This window comes from Microvirga sp. (assembly GCF_014699075.1).
Classification (GTDB): domain Bacteria; phylum Pseudomonadota; class Alphaproteobacteria; order Rhizobiales; family Beijerinckiaceae; genus Microvirga.
Genome location: NZ_JACXAB010000005.1, coordinates 38,276 through 58,115, shown reverse-complemented (window position 1 = coordinate 58,115; position 19,840 = coordinate 38,276). Strand labels below are relative to the sequence as shown.

The window sequence follows — 19,840 nt, the reverse complement described above, 5'->3', positions numbered from 1 at the left end:
ATCGCGAGGCAAGTTTCGTATTCCCGCAATGGACATTTTTGCGCAACCGCGCGTTGCTCGCTCAGTACCGGTCAGTCAGTTTGGAAAGGGCGTATCGATGGAAGAGCCTCGCAAAGACCTGCTCATGCAGGTTGAGGGAATGACCTGCCAGGGCTGCGTCAATTCGGTCACCAAGGCGATTCAGCGGCTTGATCCCGGCGCCAAGGTTGAGGTGGATCTCGATCATGGACGCGTGCATGTGGTCACCACGGCGCAGGCCCTGGAAGTGACACAGGCCCTCAATTCCGCCGGCTATGAGGCGACAGGCATGACGATGTAGAGCGAAGGCCTGCGCCCCGCTCATGGCTTGGCGTAAAGTTCCTTTTGCTGCCTCGGGAAACGGCTGCTAGGCTCCCGGCCAACTATTTCCGGGGATTAGCCATGACCGCCCAGATTTCCAGAGCCGCCAACGACTCGCTTGCACCCAACGATCTCGAGGCCTGGTGGCTTCCGTTCACGGCCAACCGTTCGTTCAAGCAGCGCCCGCGCATGATCGCCCGCGCCAAGGACATGTACTACTACACGCCCGAGGGTCGTGAGGTGATCGACGGCGCTGCCGGCCTTTGGTGCTGCAATGCCGGCCACAACCGGGACGAGATCACCCGGGCCATCCAAGCCCAGGCCGAGGAGCTCGACTACTCGCCGGCCTTCCAGTTCGGCCATGCGGGCGGCTTTGCGCTCGCGTCGCGCCTCGCCCAGCTCGCCCCCGGCGACCTGAACCACGTGTTCTTCTGCAACTCGGGCTCCGAGGCGGTGGATACGGCCCTTAAAGTGGCCCTCGCCTATTGGAACGCCAAGGGTCATGGCAGCAAGACGCGGCTGATCGGCCGCGAGCGCGGCTATCACGGCGTCGGCTTCGGCGGCATCTCGGTGGGCGGCATCGTCAAGAATCGCCAGTTCTTCGGCTCGCTTCTCGCCGGCGTCGACCACCTGCCCCACACCTACAACCGCGAACAGCAGGCCTTCTCCCGCGGCGAGCCCGAATGGGGTGCTCATCTGGCGGACGAGCTGGAGCGCATCGTGGCCCTGCACGACGCCTCCACGATTGCGGCCGTGATCGTCGAGCCGATGGCCGGCTCCACCGGCGTGCTGGCGCCACCCAAGGGCTATCTCAAGCGCCTGCGCGAGATCTGCGACAAGCACGGCATCCTGCTGATCTTCGACGAGGTCATCACCGGCTTCGGGCGCCTCGGCACGGCCTTCGCGGCCGAGCGCTACGGCGTCGTCCCGGACATGATCACCTTCGCCAAGGGGGTGAATTCCGGCGCCGTGCCCATGGGCGGCGTGCTGGTGAGCGACCGGATCTACGACACCTTCATGAAGGGTCCGGAGCACATGATCGAGCTGTTCCACGGCTACACCTATTCCGGTCACCCGCTCGCCTGCGCGGCGGCGCTCGCCGCCCAGGACATCTACCGGGACGAGAAGCTCTTTGAACGCGCCAAGGCCCTTGAGCCAGTCTGGGCCGATGCGATCCACGGTCTCAAGAGCCTGCCGAACGTGCTCGACATCCGCACCATCGGCATCGTGGGGGCCATCGACCTCGCCTCGCGTCCCGACGCGGTGGGCGCCCGCGCCTTCGAGGCCATGGACCGCGGCTTCCAGGAGCACGGCATCATGATGCGCGTCACCGGCGACACCATCGCCCTCTCGCCGCCGCTGATCATCACCGAGGCGCAGATCGGCGAGATCGTCGAGAAGCTCACCAAGGTGATCAAGGCGGTGGCTTAGCCCACGCCCCTCTCATCGTCATCCCGGACGGCGCAGCCGATCCGGGATCGCTGACCAGGCCAGCACTGTCATTCCGGGGCCGCAGAGCGGAGCCAGGAATCCATAACCGCTGACGTCACAGAATGGGGCGCGACACCGCTCACCCTCTTCTGAGACGTCGTGGTTATGGATCCCCGCCTGCGCGGGGATGACAGTGTTGAGGTGCCGGGATCATGTCCTGAAAACGATCCCGGATCTCCGCTGTGCTTCGTCCGGGATGACGGGCGGTGTTGCGCTCATCGCAACAACCCTTGCCCCTCCCCGCCGCAGGGAGTAGGACCGCAGCACGTTTTTCCCATTCCAACGGCTGCTGTAAAATCCATGTCCAAGGCCGACACGATCAAGGCCCGCGCCCCGCGCGGCTTTGCCGACCGCACTCCCGCCGATCTCGCCGCCACCGAGCGCATGCTCGCGGCGATCCGTGAATCCTATGAGCTCTACGGCTTCGAGGGAGTCGAGACGCCGTTCGTCGAGTATACGGACTCGCTCGGCAAGTTCCTGCCCGACCAGGATCGGCCGAACGAGGGCGTGTTCTCGTTCCAGGACGACGACGATCAGTGGCTGTCGCTGCGCTACGACCTGACCGCGCCGCTCGCCCGCTATGTGGCTGAGAACTTCGATGCATTGCCCAAGCCGTATCGGAGCTACCGGGCCGGCTGGGTGTTCCGCAACGAGAAGCCGGGCCCCGGCCGCTTCCGCCAGTTCATGCAGTTCGACGCCGACACGGTGGGCGCGGCCTCCGTCGCGGCGGACGCGGAAATCTGCATGATGGCCGCCGATACGATGGAGCGGCTTGGGCTCAAGCGCGGCGACTTCATCATCAAGATAAACAACCGCAAGGTTCTGGACGGTGTGCTCGAGGCCATCGGCCTCGGCGGCGAGGATAAGGCTGGCCAGCGCCTCACGGTGCTGCGTGCCATCGACAAGCTCGATCGCCTTGGGCCTGAGGGCGTGAGCCAGCTTCTCGGCTCAGGCCGCAAGGACGAGAGCGGCGACTTCACCAAAGGCGCAGGCCTCGAGGCTGATGCCATCGAACGCGTGCTCGCCTTCACGGCCGCCAAAGGCGCGGGCAATGCGGCAACGGTCGAGAATCTGCGCAAGGTTGTCGGCTCTTCCGCCCGCGGCCTGGAAGGCGCAGACGAACTTGCGGAGATCGCCTCGCTGGTCGCCTCTTCCGGCTACGAGGATCGTGTCACCATCGACCCCTCCGTCGTGCGCGGCCTCGAATACTACACCGGCCCCGTCTACGAGGCCGAGCTGGCCTTCCAGGTGCAGGACGAGGACGGGCGTCCCGTCCGCTTCGGCTCCGTGGGCGGCGGCGGGCGCTATGACGGCCTCGTGGGCCGCTTCCGCTCCGAGCCTGTTCCGGCGACAGGCTTCTCCATCGGCGTCTCGCGCCTGCTCTCGGCCCTGCAGATGGTGAAGAGCCCCATCGTGTCGGGCGCGCAGACACCCGGCCCCGTGGTGGTGCTCGTCATGGACAAGGACCAGATCGCCGCCTACCAGCGCATGGTCTCCGCCCTGCGCCAGGCCGGCATCCGGGCCGAGCTCTATCTCGGCTCCTCGGGCATGAAGGCCCAGATGAAATATGCCGACAAGCGGCAGAGCCCCTGCGTGATCATTCAGGGCTCCAACGAGCGCGAGCGCGGCGAGGTCGAGATCAAGGATCTGATCGAGGGCGCCAAGGCGGCCCGGGCCATCGCGTCCAACGAGGAATGGAAGGCCGCCCGCCCGGCGCAGTTCTCGGTGTCCGAGGGCAAGCTGGTCGAGGCCGTGCGCGAGGTTCTCGCCCGCCATTTCGGGTAAGCTTGGCCTTTCGGGAACCCCTGTGCGTAGGTCCGGGTTGTCTCGGAAGCTTGACCATCAGGAGACGAACATGGCGAAGGCCAAGGACAAGAAGACCCCATCCAAGGCGAAGAAATCGTCCGGCAAGAGCACCGGCACGAAGCTGGCGAAATCCGCCAAGAAGTCGGGCATCATGGATCTGATCAACACGGATCTCGGGCGCGAAATCTTGGCCGAGGCGCTCATCGCAGCCGCAGCCGCCTTGACCAAGACCCGCACCGCCAAGAAGGCTGGCGCGGCCGTTGCCGATGCTGGCTCCCAGACCGCCGACCTGACCCAGACCGCCGCTGGCGCCGTCGCAGGCGTCGTAACCGAAGCCGCCCGCCACTTCCTGCCCCCGAGCCTGATGGGCGACGAGGGTGGCTCGGACAAGAAGGCGGAGCCCAAGAAGGTCAAATACGTGAACCGCTCCAGCGACCACAGCAAGCGCAAGACGACGAAGGCCAAGAGCGACACGGCCGCGAAGCGCTGAGGCTTCGGGCATTCCGTCATCCCGGGACTGCGCAGCAGAACCCGGGATTGCTAGACGAGTGAGGCGCCCTTCACCTCTCCCTGAGGGAGAGGTCGCGCTGTCGGCGCGAGTAAGGGGTTAGCGTCCTCTCCGGATAAGACTGTAACCCCTCACCCCAACCCTCTCCCACCGGGAGAGGGAAAGCAGAGCCATATATTGAAAACGATCCCGGATCGGCGTTGCCGTCCGGGATGACGTCCTTGGGTCTCACCCCCTCCTCCGTTCACCCTTCCTGCCAAAAACAATCGCCTTCGCGCCCGGGCATTGCTAGAGAGCATGCCAGCATAAGGATTGGGCCAGGCCAGTGACGGAGACGGATGCCATTGTTGCGCTGATCGCGCTGTTCGAGCGCGAGGGCTATGCGCGTGTCGAGCCGCCGGTCCTCCAGCCGGCGGACGTGTTCATCGACCTGTCGGGCGAGGATATCCGGCGGCGCATGTTCGTGACGCAGGATGCGGCCGGCACGGAGCTGTGCCTCAGGCCGGAATACACCATCCCCGTCTGCCTCCAGCATCTCGCCCAGCGCGGCGCCGAGCCCCTGGGCTATTCCTATGGCGGCCCGGTCTTCCGCATGCGCCATGCTGAGAGCGGCGAGTTCCTGCAGGCGGGATTGGAATCCATCGGCCGGACGGATGTGTCGGCCGTGGACGCCGAGATCCTGGCGCTGGCCCTGGAAGGGCTGGCCCGGATCAGCGGCCCCGCCCCTATCGTGAAGCTCGGCGACATGGGTCTCCTGCACGCCCTGATCGACGCCCTGGGGGTTGCGCCCGCTGCCAAGAGGCGCGTGATCCGCGCCATCGTGTCGGGCCAGGGCCTGTCGAGCCTTGCCGAACCCGAGGGCCCGGGCTCCCAAGAACACGCAGGCCTTCTCGCCGCCATCGAGGGGCAGGCGCCCCAGGCGGCAAAAGCCTTTGTCGAGGACATTCTGTCGATCGCGGGCATCGCCCGGGTCGGCGGGCGCAGCGCGGGCGAAATCGCCGAGCGCTTCCTGGCCCGCGCGGCAAACCGCACCGGCCTCACCGATGAGGCCCGGCAGGTGCTGGAGCGCTATCTCGCCATTAGCGGCGATCCGGATCAGGCAGCCCACGCGGTCAGGGCGCTTGCGAGGAATTCAGGCCTCGACATCGGCCCGGCCCTGACCCTTTTCGAGGAGCGCACCGGCTTCATGGCCGCCCGCGGCCTCGACGTCGGCCGCTTCTCGTTCGCCGCCACCTTCGCGCGGAACCTCGACTACTACACGGGCTTCATCTTCGAGGTGCAGGACCCGCGCCGCCACGATGGCAAGCCGGTCGTCGGCGGCGGGCGCTATGACCGCCTCCTGGAGCACCTGGGCGCCGAGGCGCCGATCCCGGCGGTCGGCTGCTCCTTCTGGCTCGACCGCATCGTGGGGAGGCCCTGATGACCGACACTCCCCTCATCCTGGCCGTCCCCTCCAAGGGCCGCCTCCAGGAGAACGCGGCCGCGTTCTTCGCCCGCGCCGGTTTGGTGTTCACCCAGTCCCGTGGGGCGCGCGATTATCGCGGCACCCTGGCGGGCGTGCCCGACGTGGAGGTCGCGTTTCTGTCGGCTTCCGAGATCGTCAGCCAGCTGAGCTCGGGCACGGCCCATCTCGGCATCACCGGCGAGGATCTGGTCCGCGAGCAGATCCCCGATGCGGACACGGCCGTCGAATTGCTGACGCCGCTGGGCTTCGGCCATGCCAACGTGGTCGTGGCCGTGCCGCAGGCCTGGATCGACGTGCGTACCATGGCCGACCTCGACGAGGTGGCGGCCGACATGCGAGCCCGCCACGGCACCAAGATGCGGGTGGCGACGAAGTACGTGAACCTCACCCGCCGCTTCTTTGCCGAGAAGGGCGTGTCCGACTACCGGATCGTCGAGAGCCTGGGGGCCACGGAAGGCGCGCCGGGCGCAGGCTCCGCGGAGCTGATCGTCGATATCACCACCACCGGCGCGACGCTTGCGGCCAACGCCCTGAAAATCCTCGACGACGGCGTGATGCTGCGCTCCGAGGCCAATCTCGTGGCTTCCGCCCGAACGCCCTGGACGGACCGGGCCAAGGCTGCCGCGACGGCCGTGCTGACGCGCATCGCCGCCGAGGAAGAAGCACGCACCAGCCGCGAGGTTCGGGCATGCCTCGATCCGGCGAAAGCATCGGCGCTGGCGCCGCTCGCCAGGGAGCATGGCGCAACTCTCCCTTACGGCAACGCCCTGGGGCGCGAGGTCGTGCTCCATTGCCGGACCGCAAAGGTGTTCGACATCGTGACGGCCCTGCAGAGTCTCGGGGCTCAGGACATCTCCGTCCGGGCCCTCGATTATCTGTTCCGCCCCACGAACGCTCTTACCGAGCGGCTGCTGCGGCGAATTGGTTAGGTGCGATTCCTCACGCGAGGGTAGGACAACATCGCCGCTGAGGCACCTTGGGCGTTGCCTCAACGCTCAAGGACCCTTATGGTCCGGGCGTTTTTACGTTGTAGAGGTTCCGATGAACGCGCTTCGACTTGCGACATTTCTGGTGGCATTGACCACCGTCTCGGGAGCTCATGCCCAGTCAGCCGCAGCAACCCTCGGCCGCCCGGTTGGCCCGACCCGCCAAGTGGACACCAAGGTTCCGCAGCCTGGCGAGACGGGCAAGGTCTTCCCGCTGAATTCGTCCTGGGTGGCTGTCAGCCTGAACGGCAAGTCTTTCACGGGCGAGCGTCCGAGCTTCAGGCTCGACGACCAGATGCGTGCCACCGGCTTTGCCGGCTGCAACACCTATGCGACCGCGGCCTACCCGCTGCGTGAGCAGGTCCTGGCCGTCGGCCCCTTCGCCCTGACGAAGAAGAGCTGCGACAAGTCCTCCATGGCCATCGAGCAGTCCTTCCTCGTGGCGCTCCGCTCGTCCGGCAAGTGGGACATTCAGGGCCGCAACCTGATCATCAAGACTCAGAACGGCGGTCAGTTGGTCCTGGAGCGCGCGCTCTAAGGCCTTCATTGAGTGTGAATGAGAAAGGCCGGCTTGAAGCCGGCCTTTTTGTTTGCGCTTGGTATATGGCGTCATCCCAGGCTGCGGAGCAGAACCGGGGATCGCGTGAGGAGTATGGCTCCCTTCACCTCTCCTTGTGGGAGAGGTCGCGCCGGAGGCGCGGGTGAGGGGTTGCGCCCTCTCCGGATGGGTCTGTAACCCCTCACCCCAACCCTCTCCCTCAGGGAGAGGGAGACCCGCGCCCTATCCTGCAAACGATCCCGGATCGGCTGCGCCGTCCGGGATCACGCTTTGAATTACTCCGCAGGCTCGGCCTGACGCAGGTCGACGGGAGTGGACAGGCCGCTCTCCGTCTTCTTCATGTCGATGCGCCGGTCGTGATAGGCCGCGAGCGTCGAGCGGTGGCCGATGGAGACCACCGTCGTCTGCGGCAGCTTTTCCTGGATGATCTTATAGACCTCCGCCTCGGTGGGCTCGTCGAGGGCAGCCGTCGCCTCGTCCAGGAACAGCCAGTCCGGCTTGGCCAGGAGCGCACGGGCAACCGCAAGGCGCTGCTGCTCGCCGAGTGACAAGGTCTGTGCCCAGGCCCGCTCCTCGTCGAGGCGCTCTGCGATCTGCGGCAGCTTGGCTGACCGCAGCGCCTCCGCGATCTGGGCATCGGTGTAGGTGTCGGCCTTGCCCGGATAAGTGACGGCGTCGCGCAGCGTGCCGATGGGAATGTAGGGACGCTGCGGCAGAAGCATCATGGTCTGCCCCTCCGGCACCAGAACCTCGCCCTCGCCGAAGGGCCAGATGCCGGCGATCGCGCGGAACAGGGTGGACTTGCCCGAGCCCGATGGGCCCGTCATGAGCGTGCGCTCGCCCGGACGGAAGGCGAGACCCTGGGCATGCAGGAGGGCGCTGCCGTCAGGCAGGCGCACGTCAAGGTTCTGCAGGCGCAGCTCGCGTCCGGGAACCTCCGAGATGGCGAGCTTGCTCTCGCCGCCGACCCGCTGGGCTGACGCAATGGCGCCCTCGAAGGTTGTGAGGCGGTCGAGTACGGCCTTGTAGTCTGCGAGCGTCGTATAGATTGTGATGAAGTAGGTGAGCGCGGATTCCACACGCGAGAAGGCGCCGACCACCTGCTGCATCTGGCCGAGCGAAATCTTGCCGATGAAGTAGTAGGGCGCCGTGAGAATGTAGGGCACCACCACGTTGGCTTGGAAATAGGCCGAGGTGAAGGTGTTCAGCTTGATGAGGCGGACGACGATCCGCATGTAGTTGTCGACAATCTGGCCGAAGCGCCGGGCGATGCCCTCCCGCTCGGCCGGCTCCCCGGACAGCAGCGCCACCTGCTCGGTATATTCGCGCAGGCGCGCCAGGGAGAAGCGGTAGTTCGCCTCGACCCGCTCCTGCTCGAAGTTGAGGGCGATGAGCGGGCGGCCGATCAGGTGTGTCACCCAGGTGCCGAGAATGGCATAGCCGGCGCAGACCCACACCAGAAGGCCCGGCACCTCCACGCTGGTTCCCGGGAACGTGAAGCCGGCCGAGATCGTCCAGAGGATCGCCACGAAGGAGACCAGGGTCGCGGCCTGGTTCATGAGGCCGACCGACAGCGAATAGGTGCTCTCGACGAACTTGCGCAGGTCTTCCGAGATGCGCTGGTCCGGGTTGTCGGCACCGCGGCCGATCAGCTGCATCCGGTAGTGAGCGCCGTCGCCGAGCCACTCGCCGACGTAATAGGTGTTGAGATAGGCGCGCCAGCGGATCGTCAGCACGTTCTGCAGCAGCACCTCAGTGAGCGCGATGGCCACGAAGACGGCGGCGAGCGGCGTGAAGATGACGAAGAGCTGATACCAGAAGGCCGCAGCATCCTTGGCCTCCAGCGCATTGAACATGTCGCGCGAGAAGAAGCTGAGGCGAACATTAAGGGCGACCTGGGCGAGGTTGATCGCAATCAGGAATCCGATCATCCAGGTGCCGATGGTGCCCTCCCGTGCCCGCACCAGGCCGATGAAGGGAATCCTGATGATGCTGTCGGCCTGGGATTCAAGGTAGCGGTCCGCGATACGGCAGATGGTGCGGACGACCGGGACGTAGGCGAGCCCGAAGATGAGGGCTCCGAACGCCGTTGCGCCGAGGGCAGCAGACGGCGGCGGTACATAGCCGGTGTAGTCGCCGGTGATGATGCCGGCCCGAGCACCCAGGATCAGTGCGAGGAGCACCAGATGCGTGGCCGAGAGCATCACGAGGAAGATGCGCAGGAACTTTGGAATGGTCCGCCCGATGTACATCACCCCGGCCAAAGCCAGGGTGGAGAGGGGCAGGTAGAACGGAACGGCCACAGTTCCGGACACTGAAGCCGCAAGAACCACCAACCCTAAGAGTGCCAGCACGAGGCTCGCCTTGATCATACGCATCTCCTGCCAGGGTTCCTGCCCCGGCTCTTAGAAACTCAAGGCAGCCGGATCAATGGCGCTTGTGGCGAAAGAAAGGAGGAACTTCCTCTTGACGCTAGCGATAGCAGCCTTGTGACAACAGCGACAGGCGCTTAAGTCACGATCAACGTTCTTCAAAACAGATTGTCCTATTTAAAGAACGAAACCGTTGACATAGAGAACATAATGGCTCATGTGTCACACCTACCCAAGACGAAAGTTTCTGAAGGCGAATTGATGAACGCCCCCCTTGGCTATATCGGCGACACGCCGACGCAGCGTTTAATCCCGGCCCAGCCCATCGTGCGCCTGGAAAAGGTTTCAAAGACCTTCCCTGGCCGCGACGGCCAGCCTGTGACAGCTTTGCGCGAGACAGACCTCGCGGTGTCACAAGGCTCCATCCTCGGCGTGATCGGCCGCTCCGGCGCCGGCAAATCCACCCTGATCCGCCTCGTCAACGGCCTGGAGAAGCCCTCGTCCGGCAAGGTAATTGTCGACGGCGCCGACATCGCGGCCCTGCCCGAAGCGGCGCTTCGCCATGCGCGCCGCTCCATCGGCATGATCTTCCAGCACTTCAACCTGCTCTCCTCGCGCACGGCCGCCCAGAACATCGCCCTGCCGCTCGAGGTTGCGGGCTTCGGCAAGGCGGAGATCAGGACGCGGGTCGAAGAGCTTCTCGCCCTCGTGGGCCTCTCCGACAAGCGCAACCGTTATCCGTCCGAACTCTCCGGTGGCCAGAAGCAGCGCGTCGGCATCGCCCGCGCGCTTGCCACCAAGCCCAAGGTTCTGCTCTCCGACGAAGCAACTTCTGCCCTCGACCCGGAGACCACCCGGTCCATTCTCGACCTGCTCGCGCGCATCAACGACGAGCTTGGCCTGACAATCCTGCTCATCACCCACGAGATGGCGGTGATCCGCAACATCGCCCGCGAGGTCGCGGTGATCGAAGGCGGGCGCATCGTCGAGCAGGGCGACGTGTTCGAGGTCTTCACCCGGCCGCAGCACGAGGTCACCCGCTCCTTCCTGGCCGACGAGTCCGGTCGCGCGTTGCCGCCCTATGTGCAGAGCAGACTCACATCCGAGGCGACGCCCGGCAGCCAGGCGGTCATCCGCATCGGCTTTCGCGGCCCTCATGCCACCGATCCGGTTCTCGCGCGGCTTGCCCGCGACCTCGATATCGAAGCCAACATCCTGTCCGGCTCGGTCGACGAGATTGCTGGACGTCCCTTCGGCACCCTGGTCGTGGGCGTGCCGGAAACGGCGGTTTCCACCACTCTCGACTTTCTGAAGAAGCACGGTCTCGACACGGAGGTCCTCGGCTATGTCGCCTGAGATGATCAACCTCATCGCCGCCTCCACGGGCGAAACTCTCTACATGGTTGCGGTCTCGGCCCTGATCGCAACGCTCTTCGGGCTGCCGCTCGGCGTGTTTCTCGCCACGTCCGGAAAGGGCGAACTGTTCGCGGCCCCCTGGGTCAACCGGGTGCTCGGCGTCATCGTCAACGCCACGCGCTCCACGCCCTTCATCATTCTCGTGGTGGCGATCATCCCGTTCACGCGCCTGATCGCCGGCACGTCCATCGGCACCAACGCCGCCATCGTTCCGCTGACGATCGCCGCAACGCCGTTCATTGCGCGCCTCATCGAGGGCGCGATCCGTGAGGTGGATCAGGGCCTCACCGAAGCAGCGCGCGCCTTCGGCGCGAGCCCGCTGCAGATCGTGCTGAAGGTTCTGCTCCCCGAGGCCCTGCCCGGCATCGTGCTCGGCCTGACGCTCGCCATCGTGTCCCTGCTCGGCTTCTCGGCCATGGTGGGCGCGGTCGGCGGCGGAGGTCTCGGCGATCTCGGCATCCGCTACGGCTATCAGCGCTTCATGCCCGAGATGATGCTCGCCGTTGTGGTCGTGCTCATCGTCCTCGTCCAGGCGGTGCAGAGCATCGGCGACCGCCTGGCCCGCCACCTCAACAAGCGCATCCGCCACGCCTGATTATCTAGAAAAGTTCGCACAAGGAGTACCAAAGATGTCTCTGAAGAAACTCGGCCTCGCCGCTGTCCTGTCTCTCGCCGCCCTGCCGGCTCTCGCGCAGCAGACGCAAACCGTTCGCATCGGTGCCACGCCCGGTCCGCATGCGCAGATTCTGGAGGCCGTTAAGCCGATCGCCGCCAAGAAGGGCATTGACATCAAGATCGTCGAGTTCTCCGACTACGTGGTGCCGAACACGGCGCTCGCCGGCGGCGACATCGAGGCGAACTCGTTCCAGAACCAGCCCTATCTCGACAACCAGGTCGCCGACCGCGGCTACAAGATCGAGAGCGTGGCGCTCACCGTGAACTTCCCGATCGGCATCTACTCCAAGAAGCACAAGAGCCTCGAGGCGTTGCCGAACGGCGCGACGGTCTCGATCCCGAACGACCCGACCAACGGCGGCCGCGCCCTCATCCTCCTGCAGGACAAGGGCCTCATCAAGCTCAAGGAAGGCACGGGCTACAAGCCGACGCCTCTGGACGTGACCGACAACCCGAAGAAGATCAAGTTCGTCGAGATCGAAGCCGCCCAGGGACCGCGCGTGCTCGCAGACGTGGACGCCGCCGTCATCAACACCAACTACGCAACGTCAGGCGGGTTGGATCCGGTGAAGGACCCTATCGCCCGTGAGAACCCCAAGGGTCCTTACGTCAACATCATCGCCGTGCGCAGCGAGGACAAGACCAAGCCGTGGGTGAAGGCTCTCGTCGAGTCGTATCACACCCCTGAGGTGAAGGCGTTTATCGAAGAGAAGTTCAAGGGTTCGGTTCTGACCTCCTGGTAAGCATCGTCCGTCTCATACCTTCCCACAAGGCCGGGCCATGTGCCCGGCCTTTCTCATTCTTCCACTGGTCTGTCGCACCAATCTTGACAAAGAAGTCGGCTAAGCTTCCCAATCGCATGGTGTTCAAAAATCGGCTCAGGAAGGCCGATACACCGGGAGGAATCGCATGCGACTTTCATTGATAGGCCTGGCCTTCACATCGGCGCTGTGCGCGGCACCACTTGCCGCGCAGGCTCAGGCACCGATTACCATCTACTGCTCCATTCTCGAGGAGCAGTGCCGCGTGGGCGTTTCAGCCTTCGAGAAGGCAACCGGTGCCAAGGCCACGATGGTGCGCAAGAGCACCGGCGAGACGCTGGCGCAGATCAGGGCCGAGGCCTCCAACCCGCGCGCCGACGTGTGGTGGGGCGGGCCTGGCGATTCCCATATTCAGGCAGCGGAAGAAGGGCTGACGGTCGAGTACAAGTCGCCGAAGATTTCCGAACTGCACGACTGGGCCCAGCGCTTCGCCGAGCAGGCCAAGTATCGTGCGACAGGCACCTATCTCGGGGCTCTCGGCATCGGCTACAACACGAAGGTTCTCGAGAGCCGCGGCTTGCCGGAGCCGAAATGCTGGGCGGACCTCCTCGATCCGAAATACCGCGACGAGGTGCAGGTGTCCGATCCGAACTCCTCGGGCACGGCCTACGTGTTCCTGGCATCCCTCGTGCAGCTCATGGGTGAGGACAAGGCCTTTGACTACATGAAGGGCCTGCACAAGAACGTCAATCAATACACCAAATCGGGCGCCGCTCCCGTGAAGGCCGTGGCGCTGGGAGAGACCGGCATCGCCATCGCGTTCATGCACGACATGGTGACGATGATTGCCGACGGCGCACCCGTGAAAACCCTCGCGCCTTGTGAAGGCACAGGGTACGAGACCGGCTCCATCTCGCTTGTGAAGGGCGGCCGCAACACGGAGACGGCGCAGAAGTTCGTGGACTGGGCGCTCTCTGCGGAGGCACAGAAGCTCGTCGGCGCCGACATGAAGATCTACTCCACCGCGTCGAACAAGAGCGCGCCTGTATCGGCGGATGCGCCGAAGCTCTCGGAGATGAAGCTGATCAACTACGACACGGCCAAATACGGCTCGGTGGCCGAGCGCACACGCCTGCTCAGGAAGTGGGACGCTGAGGTCAAGTCGGCACCGAGATAATCTCGAAGCGAGGTGTCTCAAAACAAGGCCGGGTGCAGAGCTCGGCCTTTATCTTTTTCTGCATCACTTCTGCCGCGGCTCCTTCAGGTTCTCTCCAGCCGTCACGAGGCTCCCTGCCCTTTTGGCCTTCACGGCTTCAAGCAGCGTCCAGGCGGCGTTGCGCACCTCGTCCTGCACCGCCTCGTCCTGATCAAGCTCCTCATGGCTCGTGGCATAGGGTTTCCAGTAGCCGATATAGCGGTCGAGTTCCGCGGCGCCGCCTGCCGGGATGAGATCCATGGCGCGCAGCCAGTCGGAGAGGCTGCGGCGAACATCGCCCGCGCCCTCGGCATCGCCATGGACGATGACAGAGAAGAGTCGGCCCTCAAGATGCTTGGGATAATCCCAGCCTTTGAGTTCCATGGCCTTTGCGATGTCGGTCTTCTTGCCCTGGGTCGAGGTCGGGTCCGGGTTGCCGCCATCGGCGCAGACGAGCCGGTCCATCATGAGCTTCAGGGGCGACGAGACCTGATACCAGTTGACCGGTGTGACGATCATCACCCCATGCGCAGCCACCCATTGCGGATAGATGTCGTACATCCAGTCATGCGTCTGCCCGAGCGAGTAATTGGGATAGCAGGAGCACGGCCAGTGGCACAAAGGCGCCGCCGTGGAGAAGCAGGCCTTGCACGGGTGGATATGCCGACCGTATTCCGAGGTGAGCCGGCTGAGTTCCAGCACCTCGACCTCCGCATCCTCCGCGCTTGCGAGAACCTGATGGGCGATCTCCACGAGACGATAGCTCTTGGACATTTCGCCCGGACACGTGTGCTCGCTACGGGACGAGGCTGAAACCAGGAGAAAGCGGGCAGGACCGTTCGGGTCCTCATGCCGTTTCTGCGCGACGTCGATGGCGTCCTTCGCGGCAATCCAGTCGACGGCGAGATCGTAGTCCGGATCGGCGAAGCCCGGCCCTGCTTTGCGGGTCTTGGGGCTCTTGCGATGATGGCTGTAGGCATCCCAGGCCGCGTCAGTGATCCGCTGCAGCTCGCTCCCGAGCGGCTCAAAGGCAGGATCCTGGAACTGCTGGAGGAAACGCTTCCGGAACTCGCCTTCATCGAGGGTCGGATCGGGCGTGCCCTTCCGTGCTTCTGGAGTGGACAAGGCACAGCTCCTGCGTTGCGGCATGGTTGCCAAGCTTGGAACGCAGGGTATTCATGCCGGTTCCGGCATGGCTCTCGACCGGGGCCATCACACTTTGCTTACCGGTTTTAAGCCCTACCTCCCTGCCGCACGACCAACGGAGCAGCTGATGCCAACCACACCCACGATGCGCCTGAACGATGGAAACGCGATGCCGCAAGTAGGCTTCGGCGTCTGGCGGGTTTCCAACGACGAGGCCAAGGGCGCCGTCGCAAGGGCCATCGACGCAGGCTACCGCTCCATCGACACCGCTTCCATCTACGGCAATGAAGAGGGTGTGGGAGAAGCCATCCGCGCGACAGACATTTCGCGCGAAGAGCTCTTCATCACCACGAAAGTCTGGAACGATCGTCAGGGCTACGACAGCACCCTTCGGGCCTTCGATGAAAGCCTGGCACGCCTCAAGGTCGATTATGTGGACCTCTACCTGATCCACTGGCCGGTGGCCGGCAGCGAGGCCTATCGCGACACCTGGCGGGCATTGATCAAGCTGCAGCAGGATGGACGCGCGAAATCCATCGGCGTTTCGAACTTCATGGTGCCGCACCTGAAGCGCGTCATCGACGAGACCGGCGTGACGCCTGCGGTCAATCAGATCGAGCTGCATCCGCGGTTCCAGCAGAAGGAGCTGAGTGCCTTCCACAAAGCGAACGGCATCGTCACGGAATGCTGGGGGCCACTCGGTCAGGGCACGATCCTGTCCGACGAGACCTTCGCTGCCATCGGCCGCAAATATGGCAAGACGCCCGCACAGGTCATCCTGCGCTGGCACCTCGACAACGGCTTCGTGGTCATTCCGAAATCCGTGACGCCGTCGCGCATCCGCGAGAATATCGATGTGTTCGACTTCACGCTCGATGCAGACGACATGCAGGCTATCGAGCGCCTCGACAGCGCCTCGGGCCGCGTCGGGCCCGATCCGGCGGTGTTTGGCTGATCATCGGGAAAAGGCGCTACAGGCGGCCTTTCACCGGGTCGCCTGTCGCATCAAACTGCCTGTAGATCGTCTCTGCGATGGGGAGCAGCTGCGCGCGCTCCGCTTTTGCCGTGACCACGTAGGACAGGCCGTTGTCGATCCAGGAGAAGGCGGACACATCGTCGCGAGACTCGAAGCGGAACGACGTCTGCGCTTCTGATCCGCCGGACCGCGCATAAAGCGTGAGACGGTTGCCGCCCGGATTCTCGTACATGAAGAGAGCGGCCGCCTCGCCGCTGTCGGGGAGAAGCCGCCCGCCGATGAGCCGGTAGCCCTGGGCCGTCAGGTTCGGAGCGGTCAACGGCTTGCCGACGCGACGGGACAGCCATTGCACGAGATGCGCCTCCTGCTCGGCAGGCACCTCCACCGGATGCAAGCGCTCGCCGACATAGATCCGATGCGCCGCAATGGCATTGCCCGCAACGCTCGCCGCCGTCACACGACCTGAGCCGGACCACCAGATCCCGCCTGCCGCTCCCAAGGCAGAGCCGATGAGAAGTCCCACTACCGCAGCCGCAACGGCCGTACCGCGCCTGCGCGCCGGACGGCGTTGCGCGGCCATGAGGTTGGCCACCCTCAGGCGTGAGGGAACAGGCTCCGCGGCCTTGAAGGTCAGCCGGGCACGCAAGGCTTCGCGCAGTTCGATTTCCTGCTTCACCTGATCGGCCAGAGCGGGATGGTTGTCCAGATAGGCCCTGACCGCCTCGTGCCGCGACGAGGCGAGCCTGCCGTCCACGAAAGCCTGCAGATCGTCTTCGCCGATGGGTCGCTCGCCCGTCACTTCACTCTCCTCAAGACGGTGCTACGCCCGTTCTCCATGAACTCCCGCAGCCGCGCCCGCGCGCGGCTCAGGCGCGACATGACTGTGCCGAGGGGAATTCCCAAAACCTGTGCGGCCTGTTCGTAGGACAGGTCCTCGACGCCCACCAGCAGCAGAAGCGAGCGCTGCTCCTCCGACAAGGCATCCAGCCCAGTGAGAACGTCGCGCAGGCCGGCATGGCTCTCAGGGCTTGTCCCAAAAGCCTGAACATCGTTCAGAGCCTCCTCCCCCACCTGGGTCCCGCGTGCCTTACGCTGCCTCAGGCCGTTGAGGAACAGGTTGCGCTGAATGGTGAAGAGCCAGGCTCTCAGGTCGCCCTCGTGGCGGCGCTGCCCCCACCGGCTGATCGCCCGCTCGAGGGTGTCCTGAACGAGATCGTCCGCTGCCTCATGATCGCGCAGCAACGCCCAGGCGTAGCGCCTCAGGGCGGGGATCTGCGGTTCGAGCAGGGAGGCGATCTCGTCCAAGGTCAGCTCTCACATGGCGGCATCATTCAAGTATGAACCGCCGGTCCCGGCAAGCCTCACGGCATCGCCACATGCCAGACGTTGTTGACCCCGTCGCCCGTGACCTCGCCGGGCTTCGTATCCTTCACCCAAAGGTAGAGCGGCTTGCCCTTGTAGGCCCATTGCTTGGAGCCGTCGTCGCGGGTCACCACGCTCCAGTCGCCGGACGCGGAGGCATTCGCGGCAGCCATCAGCGGCGGCCAGTTCTGGGCGCATTGACCGTTGCAGGCCGACTTGCCGGCCGCATCGCGATCGAAGGTGTAGAGCGTCATGCCCTTGGCGTCGACGAGGGCCTTGCCCTTGCTCGTGTCCGCAACCTTCGCGGGGGCTGCTGTTTGAGCAAGAGCGGCGGATGCAGCGATGAGGGCTCCGGCCAGGATGGCAGGGCGCAGGATCTGTTTCATGGTGTCCTCCGAGGTCAGATATGACCACACACTCTAAGACACCGGCCGAAACCTCTTATTCCCGCAAGCTTGACACTATTCTGTGCGTCTCACCGCCCCATGGGATGAAACCGCGACGGGTCATCGAGAGGCTCGCGGAGCTCGATCCGGTGCCGACCGTTGTCGCGGATCTGCGCCGTGCGATAAGTTCCGTCCAGATCGTCCTGCGGCGGCTGGAGGATGTCGACATCTGCTTCGTCGAGGCGCCTCACCTCACGGTCGACATCAGGCACGAGCAGACTGACCACGGGAACTGGAGTGACCTGGACGGAGGCAGTCGCCTCAGGCTCCTGGGGCAGGATGTGATCCGCCTCGGAAACCTCCAGCAGGAAACCGCTTCGCTCCATCACGGCCTTGCGTCCCTGCACGAGACTATCGCTGCCGAGCAGCCGGAAGCCCAGCTTGTCCCGATACCACCGGACACTTTCGTCGAAGTCCGGCGTGCGGATCGAGGCAGAACTCGGACGAGGCTCGGTGTCGGCTGCCGCAGGTGATATGAACGAGGTGCCGAGGCAGGCGATGACGAGCTGCGCCCCAAGGAGAGCCTGCCGGCCTTTCAAAAGAATCGATTGTCCTGCGCTCACGTCCCTATCCTCGTTTAGCCAGCTATCGCTTAGCCATATAAACATGAACGCGCAGGGCGGCAGATCGTTTGGTGGTGGGCTAGCTATGCAGTCAGGTCATTCCTGGATGAGCTTGAGCAGCAGAGCCGACAATTGCCCGGCTTCCTTATCGGTGAGCTTCGCGCCGATGAAGCGGTTGATCGCCGCGCCATAGACGCTCCACATCCGCCATTGAAGGGCCTTGCCCTCCTCGGTGATCTCGATCAGCTGGCGCCGCTTATCGCCCGGAAAAGGAATGCGGCGCACCAGCCCCTCGTTTTCCATGCGGTCAAGAAGCCTGGATAGATTGTACTGCTCGAAGAGGCCGGCTTCCTCGATCTCACGCGGCGTGAGCCGGCCTTCCGGCCCCCGCTTCAGTTCGAGCAGCACATCGTACCAGTGCAGGGATTGGAAACCCGCGCTCTTCAGTTCCGCCTCGATGCGTCCCATGACGGTACGCTCGGCCCGGATCAGACGGCCCCAGGCCCTGATGACGGAGGGAGATGGCTCCTGAGGCGATTCTTGCATGGCGGCAAAGCTCCTCTGTTTTTGATGCAATTGCATTGAGATTGACAGATCCATGCACATGCATCAAATGTATATGCACTTGCATGGAGATTTGCAATGTCACACGCACAGCCGACCAATCCCGACTACGCCGCCCTGCTTCTCAGGGTATCGCTGGGCATCATGTATATCGCCCACAGCCTCATCCTGAAGTGGATGACCTTCACGCTTGCCGGCACGGCGCAGTACTTCGAATCCCTGGGCCTGCCGGGCGCCCTCGCCTATGCCACCTTCTGGGCCGAGCTCATCGGCGGCATCCTGCTCGTCCTCGGCGTTCAGAGCCGCTGGGTCGCGCTCGGCCTGCTGCCGGTTCTGTTCGGTGCCGCCTGGGTTCACATCGGCAACGGCTGGGTGTTCTCGGCTCAGGGCGGCGGCTGGGAATATCCGCTTTACCTGATCGTGCTCTCCGTTGCACAAGCCCTTCTCGGTGACGGGGCCTATGCCCTGAAGCCCTCCCGCCCGCTGGCCCTCGCCACTGCTCCAACATCCCTCAAGGCCGCAGCCTGAACCCTCTTCAACCCTGGAGAATACTCATGAAGCTCTACTACTATCCTGGCGCCTGCTCGCTTGCCCCGCACATCGTTGCCCGTGAGGCCGGCATTGCCTTCACTCTTGAGAAGGTGGATCTCGCCAACCGCACCACCGAGACCGGCGCGAATTTCGCCGCCATCAATCCGAAAGGCTACGTTCCGGCTCTCGGCTTGCAGGACAATTCCGTGCTGACGGAGGCCAGTGCCATCATTCAGTACCTGGCGGATAGCCAGCCTGCCGCCGACCTCGTGCCTGCTCATGGCAGCATGGAGCGCTATCGCCTTCTGGAGTGGCTTGGGTTCATCAGCACGGAGATCCACAAGGGCTTCGGTCCTCTCTGGAATCCCGCAACGCCGGACGCCGTGAAGGCCGCAACGAAGGAGCGTCTCGCCACCCGCTTCTCTCTGCTCGACGAGGCGCTCGGCAAGCAGCCCTTCCTCATGGGCGACAAGTTCACCATCGCTGACGCCTATCTCTTCACGGTGGTGAACTGGACGAACTTTCACGCCATCGACATCTCGTCGTTCCCGAACCTGCAGGCCTTCCAGGCCCGTGTCGCATCGCGACCGGCCGTTCAGCAGGCACTTGAGGCCGAGGGCTTGACGAAGAAGGCAGCCTAAACTCCGGCAAAACTTCTCCTGAGCAACAAAAAAGCCCC

Annotated in this window: 21 protein-coding genes; 14 read left to right on the top strand and 7 right to left on the bottom strand. The window is 64.4% G+C overall.

All coding sequences use genetic code 11. The features are described 5' to 3' along the window. Nucleotides 1–97: 97 nt before the first annotated feature. From IC232_RS09925 to IC232_RS09895, 7 genes are all read left to right on the top strand, one after another. Entirely contained in the window at nucleotides 98–319 is a 222-nt protein-coding gene (locus IC232_RS09925; protein WP_190844766.1) for a heavy-metal-associated domain-containing protein, read from the top strand. 101 nt (nucleotides 320–420) lie between these two features. Continuing rightward, nucleotides 421–1,770: an aspartate aminotransferase family protein gene (locus IC232_RS09920; protein ID WP_190844765.1), complete on the top strand. Its 1,350-nt coding sequence runs from the start codon at nucleotides 421–423 to the stop codon at nucleotides 1,768–1,770. 360 nt (nucleotides 1,771–2,130) lie between these two features. Next, a complete protein-coding gene (gene hisS / locus IC232_RS09915) occupies nucleotides 2,131–3,615 on the top strand; it encodes a histidine--tRNA ligase (protein WP_190844764.1) in 1,485 nt (494 codons plus the stop codon). Between the two features lie 70 nt (nucleotides 3,616–3,685). Then, a complete protein-coding gene (locus tag IC232_RS09910; RefSeq protein WP_190844763.1) occupies nucleotides 3,686–4,126 on the top strand; it encodes a hypothetical protein in 441 nt (146 codons plus the stop codon). Nucleotides 4,127–4,469: 343 nt separating this feature from the next. Further along, on the top strand, nucleotides 4,470–5,564 hold the full coding sequence (locus IC232_RS09905; RefSeq protein WP_190844762.1) for an ATP phosphoribosyltransferase regulatory subunit: 1,095 nt from the start codon (nucleotides 4,470–4,472) through the stop codon (nucleotides 5,562–5,564). Then, the gene (gene hisG, locus IC232_RS09900) at nucleotides 5,564–6,538 is read left to right on the top strand and encodes an ATP phosphoribosyltransferase (RefSeq protein WP_190844761.1); all 975 of its coding nucleotides are present in this window, start codon (nucleotides 5,564–5,566) and stop codon (nucleotides 6,536–6,538) included. Before IC232_RS09905 ends, hisG begins: the two co-directional genes overlap by 1 nt. A gap of 112 nt (nucleotides 6,539–6,650) precedes the next feature. Next, nucleotides 6,651–7,133 carry an META domain-containing protein gene (locus IC232_RS09895; protein WP_190844760.1) on the top strand — a complete coding sequence of 161 codons (483 nt, stop codon included), beginning with the start codon at nucleotides 6,651–6,653 and terminating at the stop codon, nucleotides 7,131–7,133. 296 nt (nucleotides 7,134–7,429) lie between these two features. On the opposite strand, the gene IC232_RS09890 is transcribed toward IC232_RS09895, so the two are convergent. Then, nucleotides 7,430–9,526 (bottom strand): ABC transporter ATP-binding protein/permease, encoded by a 2,097-nt coding sequence (locus IC232_RS09890; protein ID WP_190844759.1) that lies wholly within the window; start codon nucleotides 9,524–9,526, stop codon nucleotides 7,430–7,432. A 261-nt stretch (nucleotides 9,527–9,787) separates the two neighbouring features. Here IC232_RS09890 and IC232_RS09885 point away from each other — a divergent pair, with 261 nt between their 5' ends. The 4 genes from IC232_RS09885 (at nucleotide 9,788) to IC232_RS09870 (ending at nucleotide 13,555) form a co-directional block, all read left to right on the top strand. Then, nucleotides 9,788–10,882, top strand: a complete 1,095-nt coding sequence (locus IC232_RS09885) for a methionine ABC transporter ATP-binding protein (RefSeq protein WP_190844758.1) — start codon at nucleotides 9,788–9,790, stop codon at nucleotides 10,880–10,882. Then, the gene (locus IC232_RS09880) at nucleotides 10,872–11,537 is read left to right on the top strand and encodes a methionine ABC transporter permease (RefSeq protein ID WP_190844757.1); all 666 of its coding nucleotides are present in this window, start codon (nucleotides 10,872–10,874) and stop codon (nucleotides 11,535–11,537) included. Before IC232_RS09885 ends, IC232_RS09880 begins: the two co-directional genes overlap by 11 nt. 34 nt (nucleotides 11,538–11,571) lie before the next feature. After that, nucleotides 11,572–12,360 carry a MetQ/NlpA family ABC transporter substrate-binding protein gene (locus IC232_RS09875; RefSeq protein WP_190844756.1) on the top strand — a complete coding sequence of 263 codons (789 nt, stop codon included), beginning with the start codon at nucleotides 11,572–11,574 and terminating at the stop codon, nucleotides 12,358–12,360. A 166-nt stretch (nucleotides 12,361–12,526) separates the two neighbouring features. Further along, nucleotides 12,527–13,555 carry an ABC transporter substrate-binding protein gene (locus IC232_RS09870; RefSeq protein WP_190844755.1) on the top strand — a complete coding sequence of 343 codons (1,029 nt, stop codon included), beginning with the start codon at nucleotides 12,527–12,529 and terminating at the stop codon, nucleotides 13,553–13,555. A gap of 63 nt (nucleotides 13,556–13,618) precedes the next feature. Here the strand turns inward: IC232_RS09870 and IC232_RS09865 are convergent, their stop codons facing one another. Further along, entirely contained in the window at nucleotides 13,619–14,722 is a 1,104-nt protein-coding gene (locus IC232_RS09865; protein WP_190844754.1) for a flavodoxin family protein, read from the bottom strand. A 124-nt stretch (nucleotides 14,723–14,846) separates the two neighbouring features. Between IC232_RS09865 and IC232_RS09860 the strand changes: the two genes are divergently transcribed. Then, nucleotides 14,847–15,674 (top strand): aldo/keto reductase, encoded by an 828-nt coding sequence (locus IC232_RS09860; RefSeq protein ID WP_190844753.1) that lies wholly within the window; start codon nucleotides 14,847–14,849, stop codon nucleotides 15,672–15,674. A 16-nt stretch (nucleotides 15,675–15,690) separates the two neighbouring features. On the opposite strand, the gene IC232_RS09855 is transcribed toward IC232_RS09860, so the two are convergent. The 5 genes from IC232_RS09855 to IC232_RS09835 form a co-directional block, all read right to left on the bottom strand. Then, nucleotides 15,691–16,494 (bottom strand): anti-sigma factor family protein, encoded by an 804-nt coding sequence (locus IC232_RS09855; protein ID WP_190844752.1) that lies wholly within the window; start codon nucleotides 16,492–16,494, stop codon nucleotides 15,691–15,693. Then, a complete protein-coding gene (locus tag IC232_RS09850; RefSeq protein WP_190844751.1) occupies nucleotides 16,491–17,000 on the bottom strand; it encodes an RNA polymerase sigma factor in 510 nt (169 codons plus the stop codon). Before IC232_RS09850 ends, IC232_RS09855 begins: the two co-directional genes overlap by 4 nt. Before the next feature lie 56 nt (nucleotides 17,001–17,056). Then, nucleotides 17,057–17,443: a hypothetical protein gene (locus IC232_RS09845; RefSeq protein WP_210335311.1), complete on the bottom strand. Its 387-nt coding sequence runs from the start codon at nucleotides 17,441–17,443 to the stop codon at nucleotides 17,057–17,059. An 89-nt stretch (nucleotides 17,444–17,532) separates the two neighbouring features. Then, a complete protein-coding gene (locus IC232_RS09840) occupies nucleotides 17,533–18,066 on the bottom strand; it encodes a VOC family protein (protein ID WP_190844750.1) in 534 nt (177 codons plus the stop codon). A 96-nt stretch (nucleotides 18,067–18,162) separates the two neighbouring features. Then, nucleotides 18,163–18,612, bottom strand: coding sequence for a MarR family winged helix-turn-helix transcriptional regulator (locus IC232_RS09835; protein ID WP_190844749.1), 450 nt, complete (start codon nucleotides 18,610–18,612; stop codon nucleotides 18,163–18,165). Between the two features lie 96 nt (nucleotides 18,613–18,708). On the opposite strand from IC232_RS09835, the gene IC232_RS09830 reads away from it, so the two are divergent. Both IC232_RS09830 and gstA read left to right on the top strand, forming a co-directional pair. Beyond that, on the top strand, nucleotides 18,709–19,158 hold the full coding sequence (locus IC232_RS09830) for a DoxX family protein (RefSeq protein WP_190844748.1): 450 nt from the start codon (nucleotides 18,709–18,711) through the stop codon (nucleotides 19,156–19,158). A 26-nt stretch (nucleotides 19,159–19,184) separates the two neighbouring features. Further along, nucleotides 19,185–19,802: a glutathione transferase GstA gene (gene gstA, locus IC232_RS09825; protein WP_190844747.1), complete on the top strand. Its 618-nt coding sequence runs from the start codon at nucleotides 19,185–19,187 to the stop codon at nucleotides 19,800–19,802. Nucleotides 19,803–19,840 lie beyond the last annotated feature (38 nt).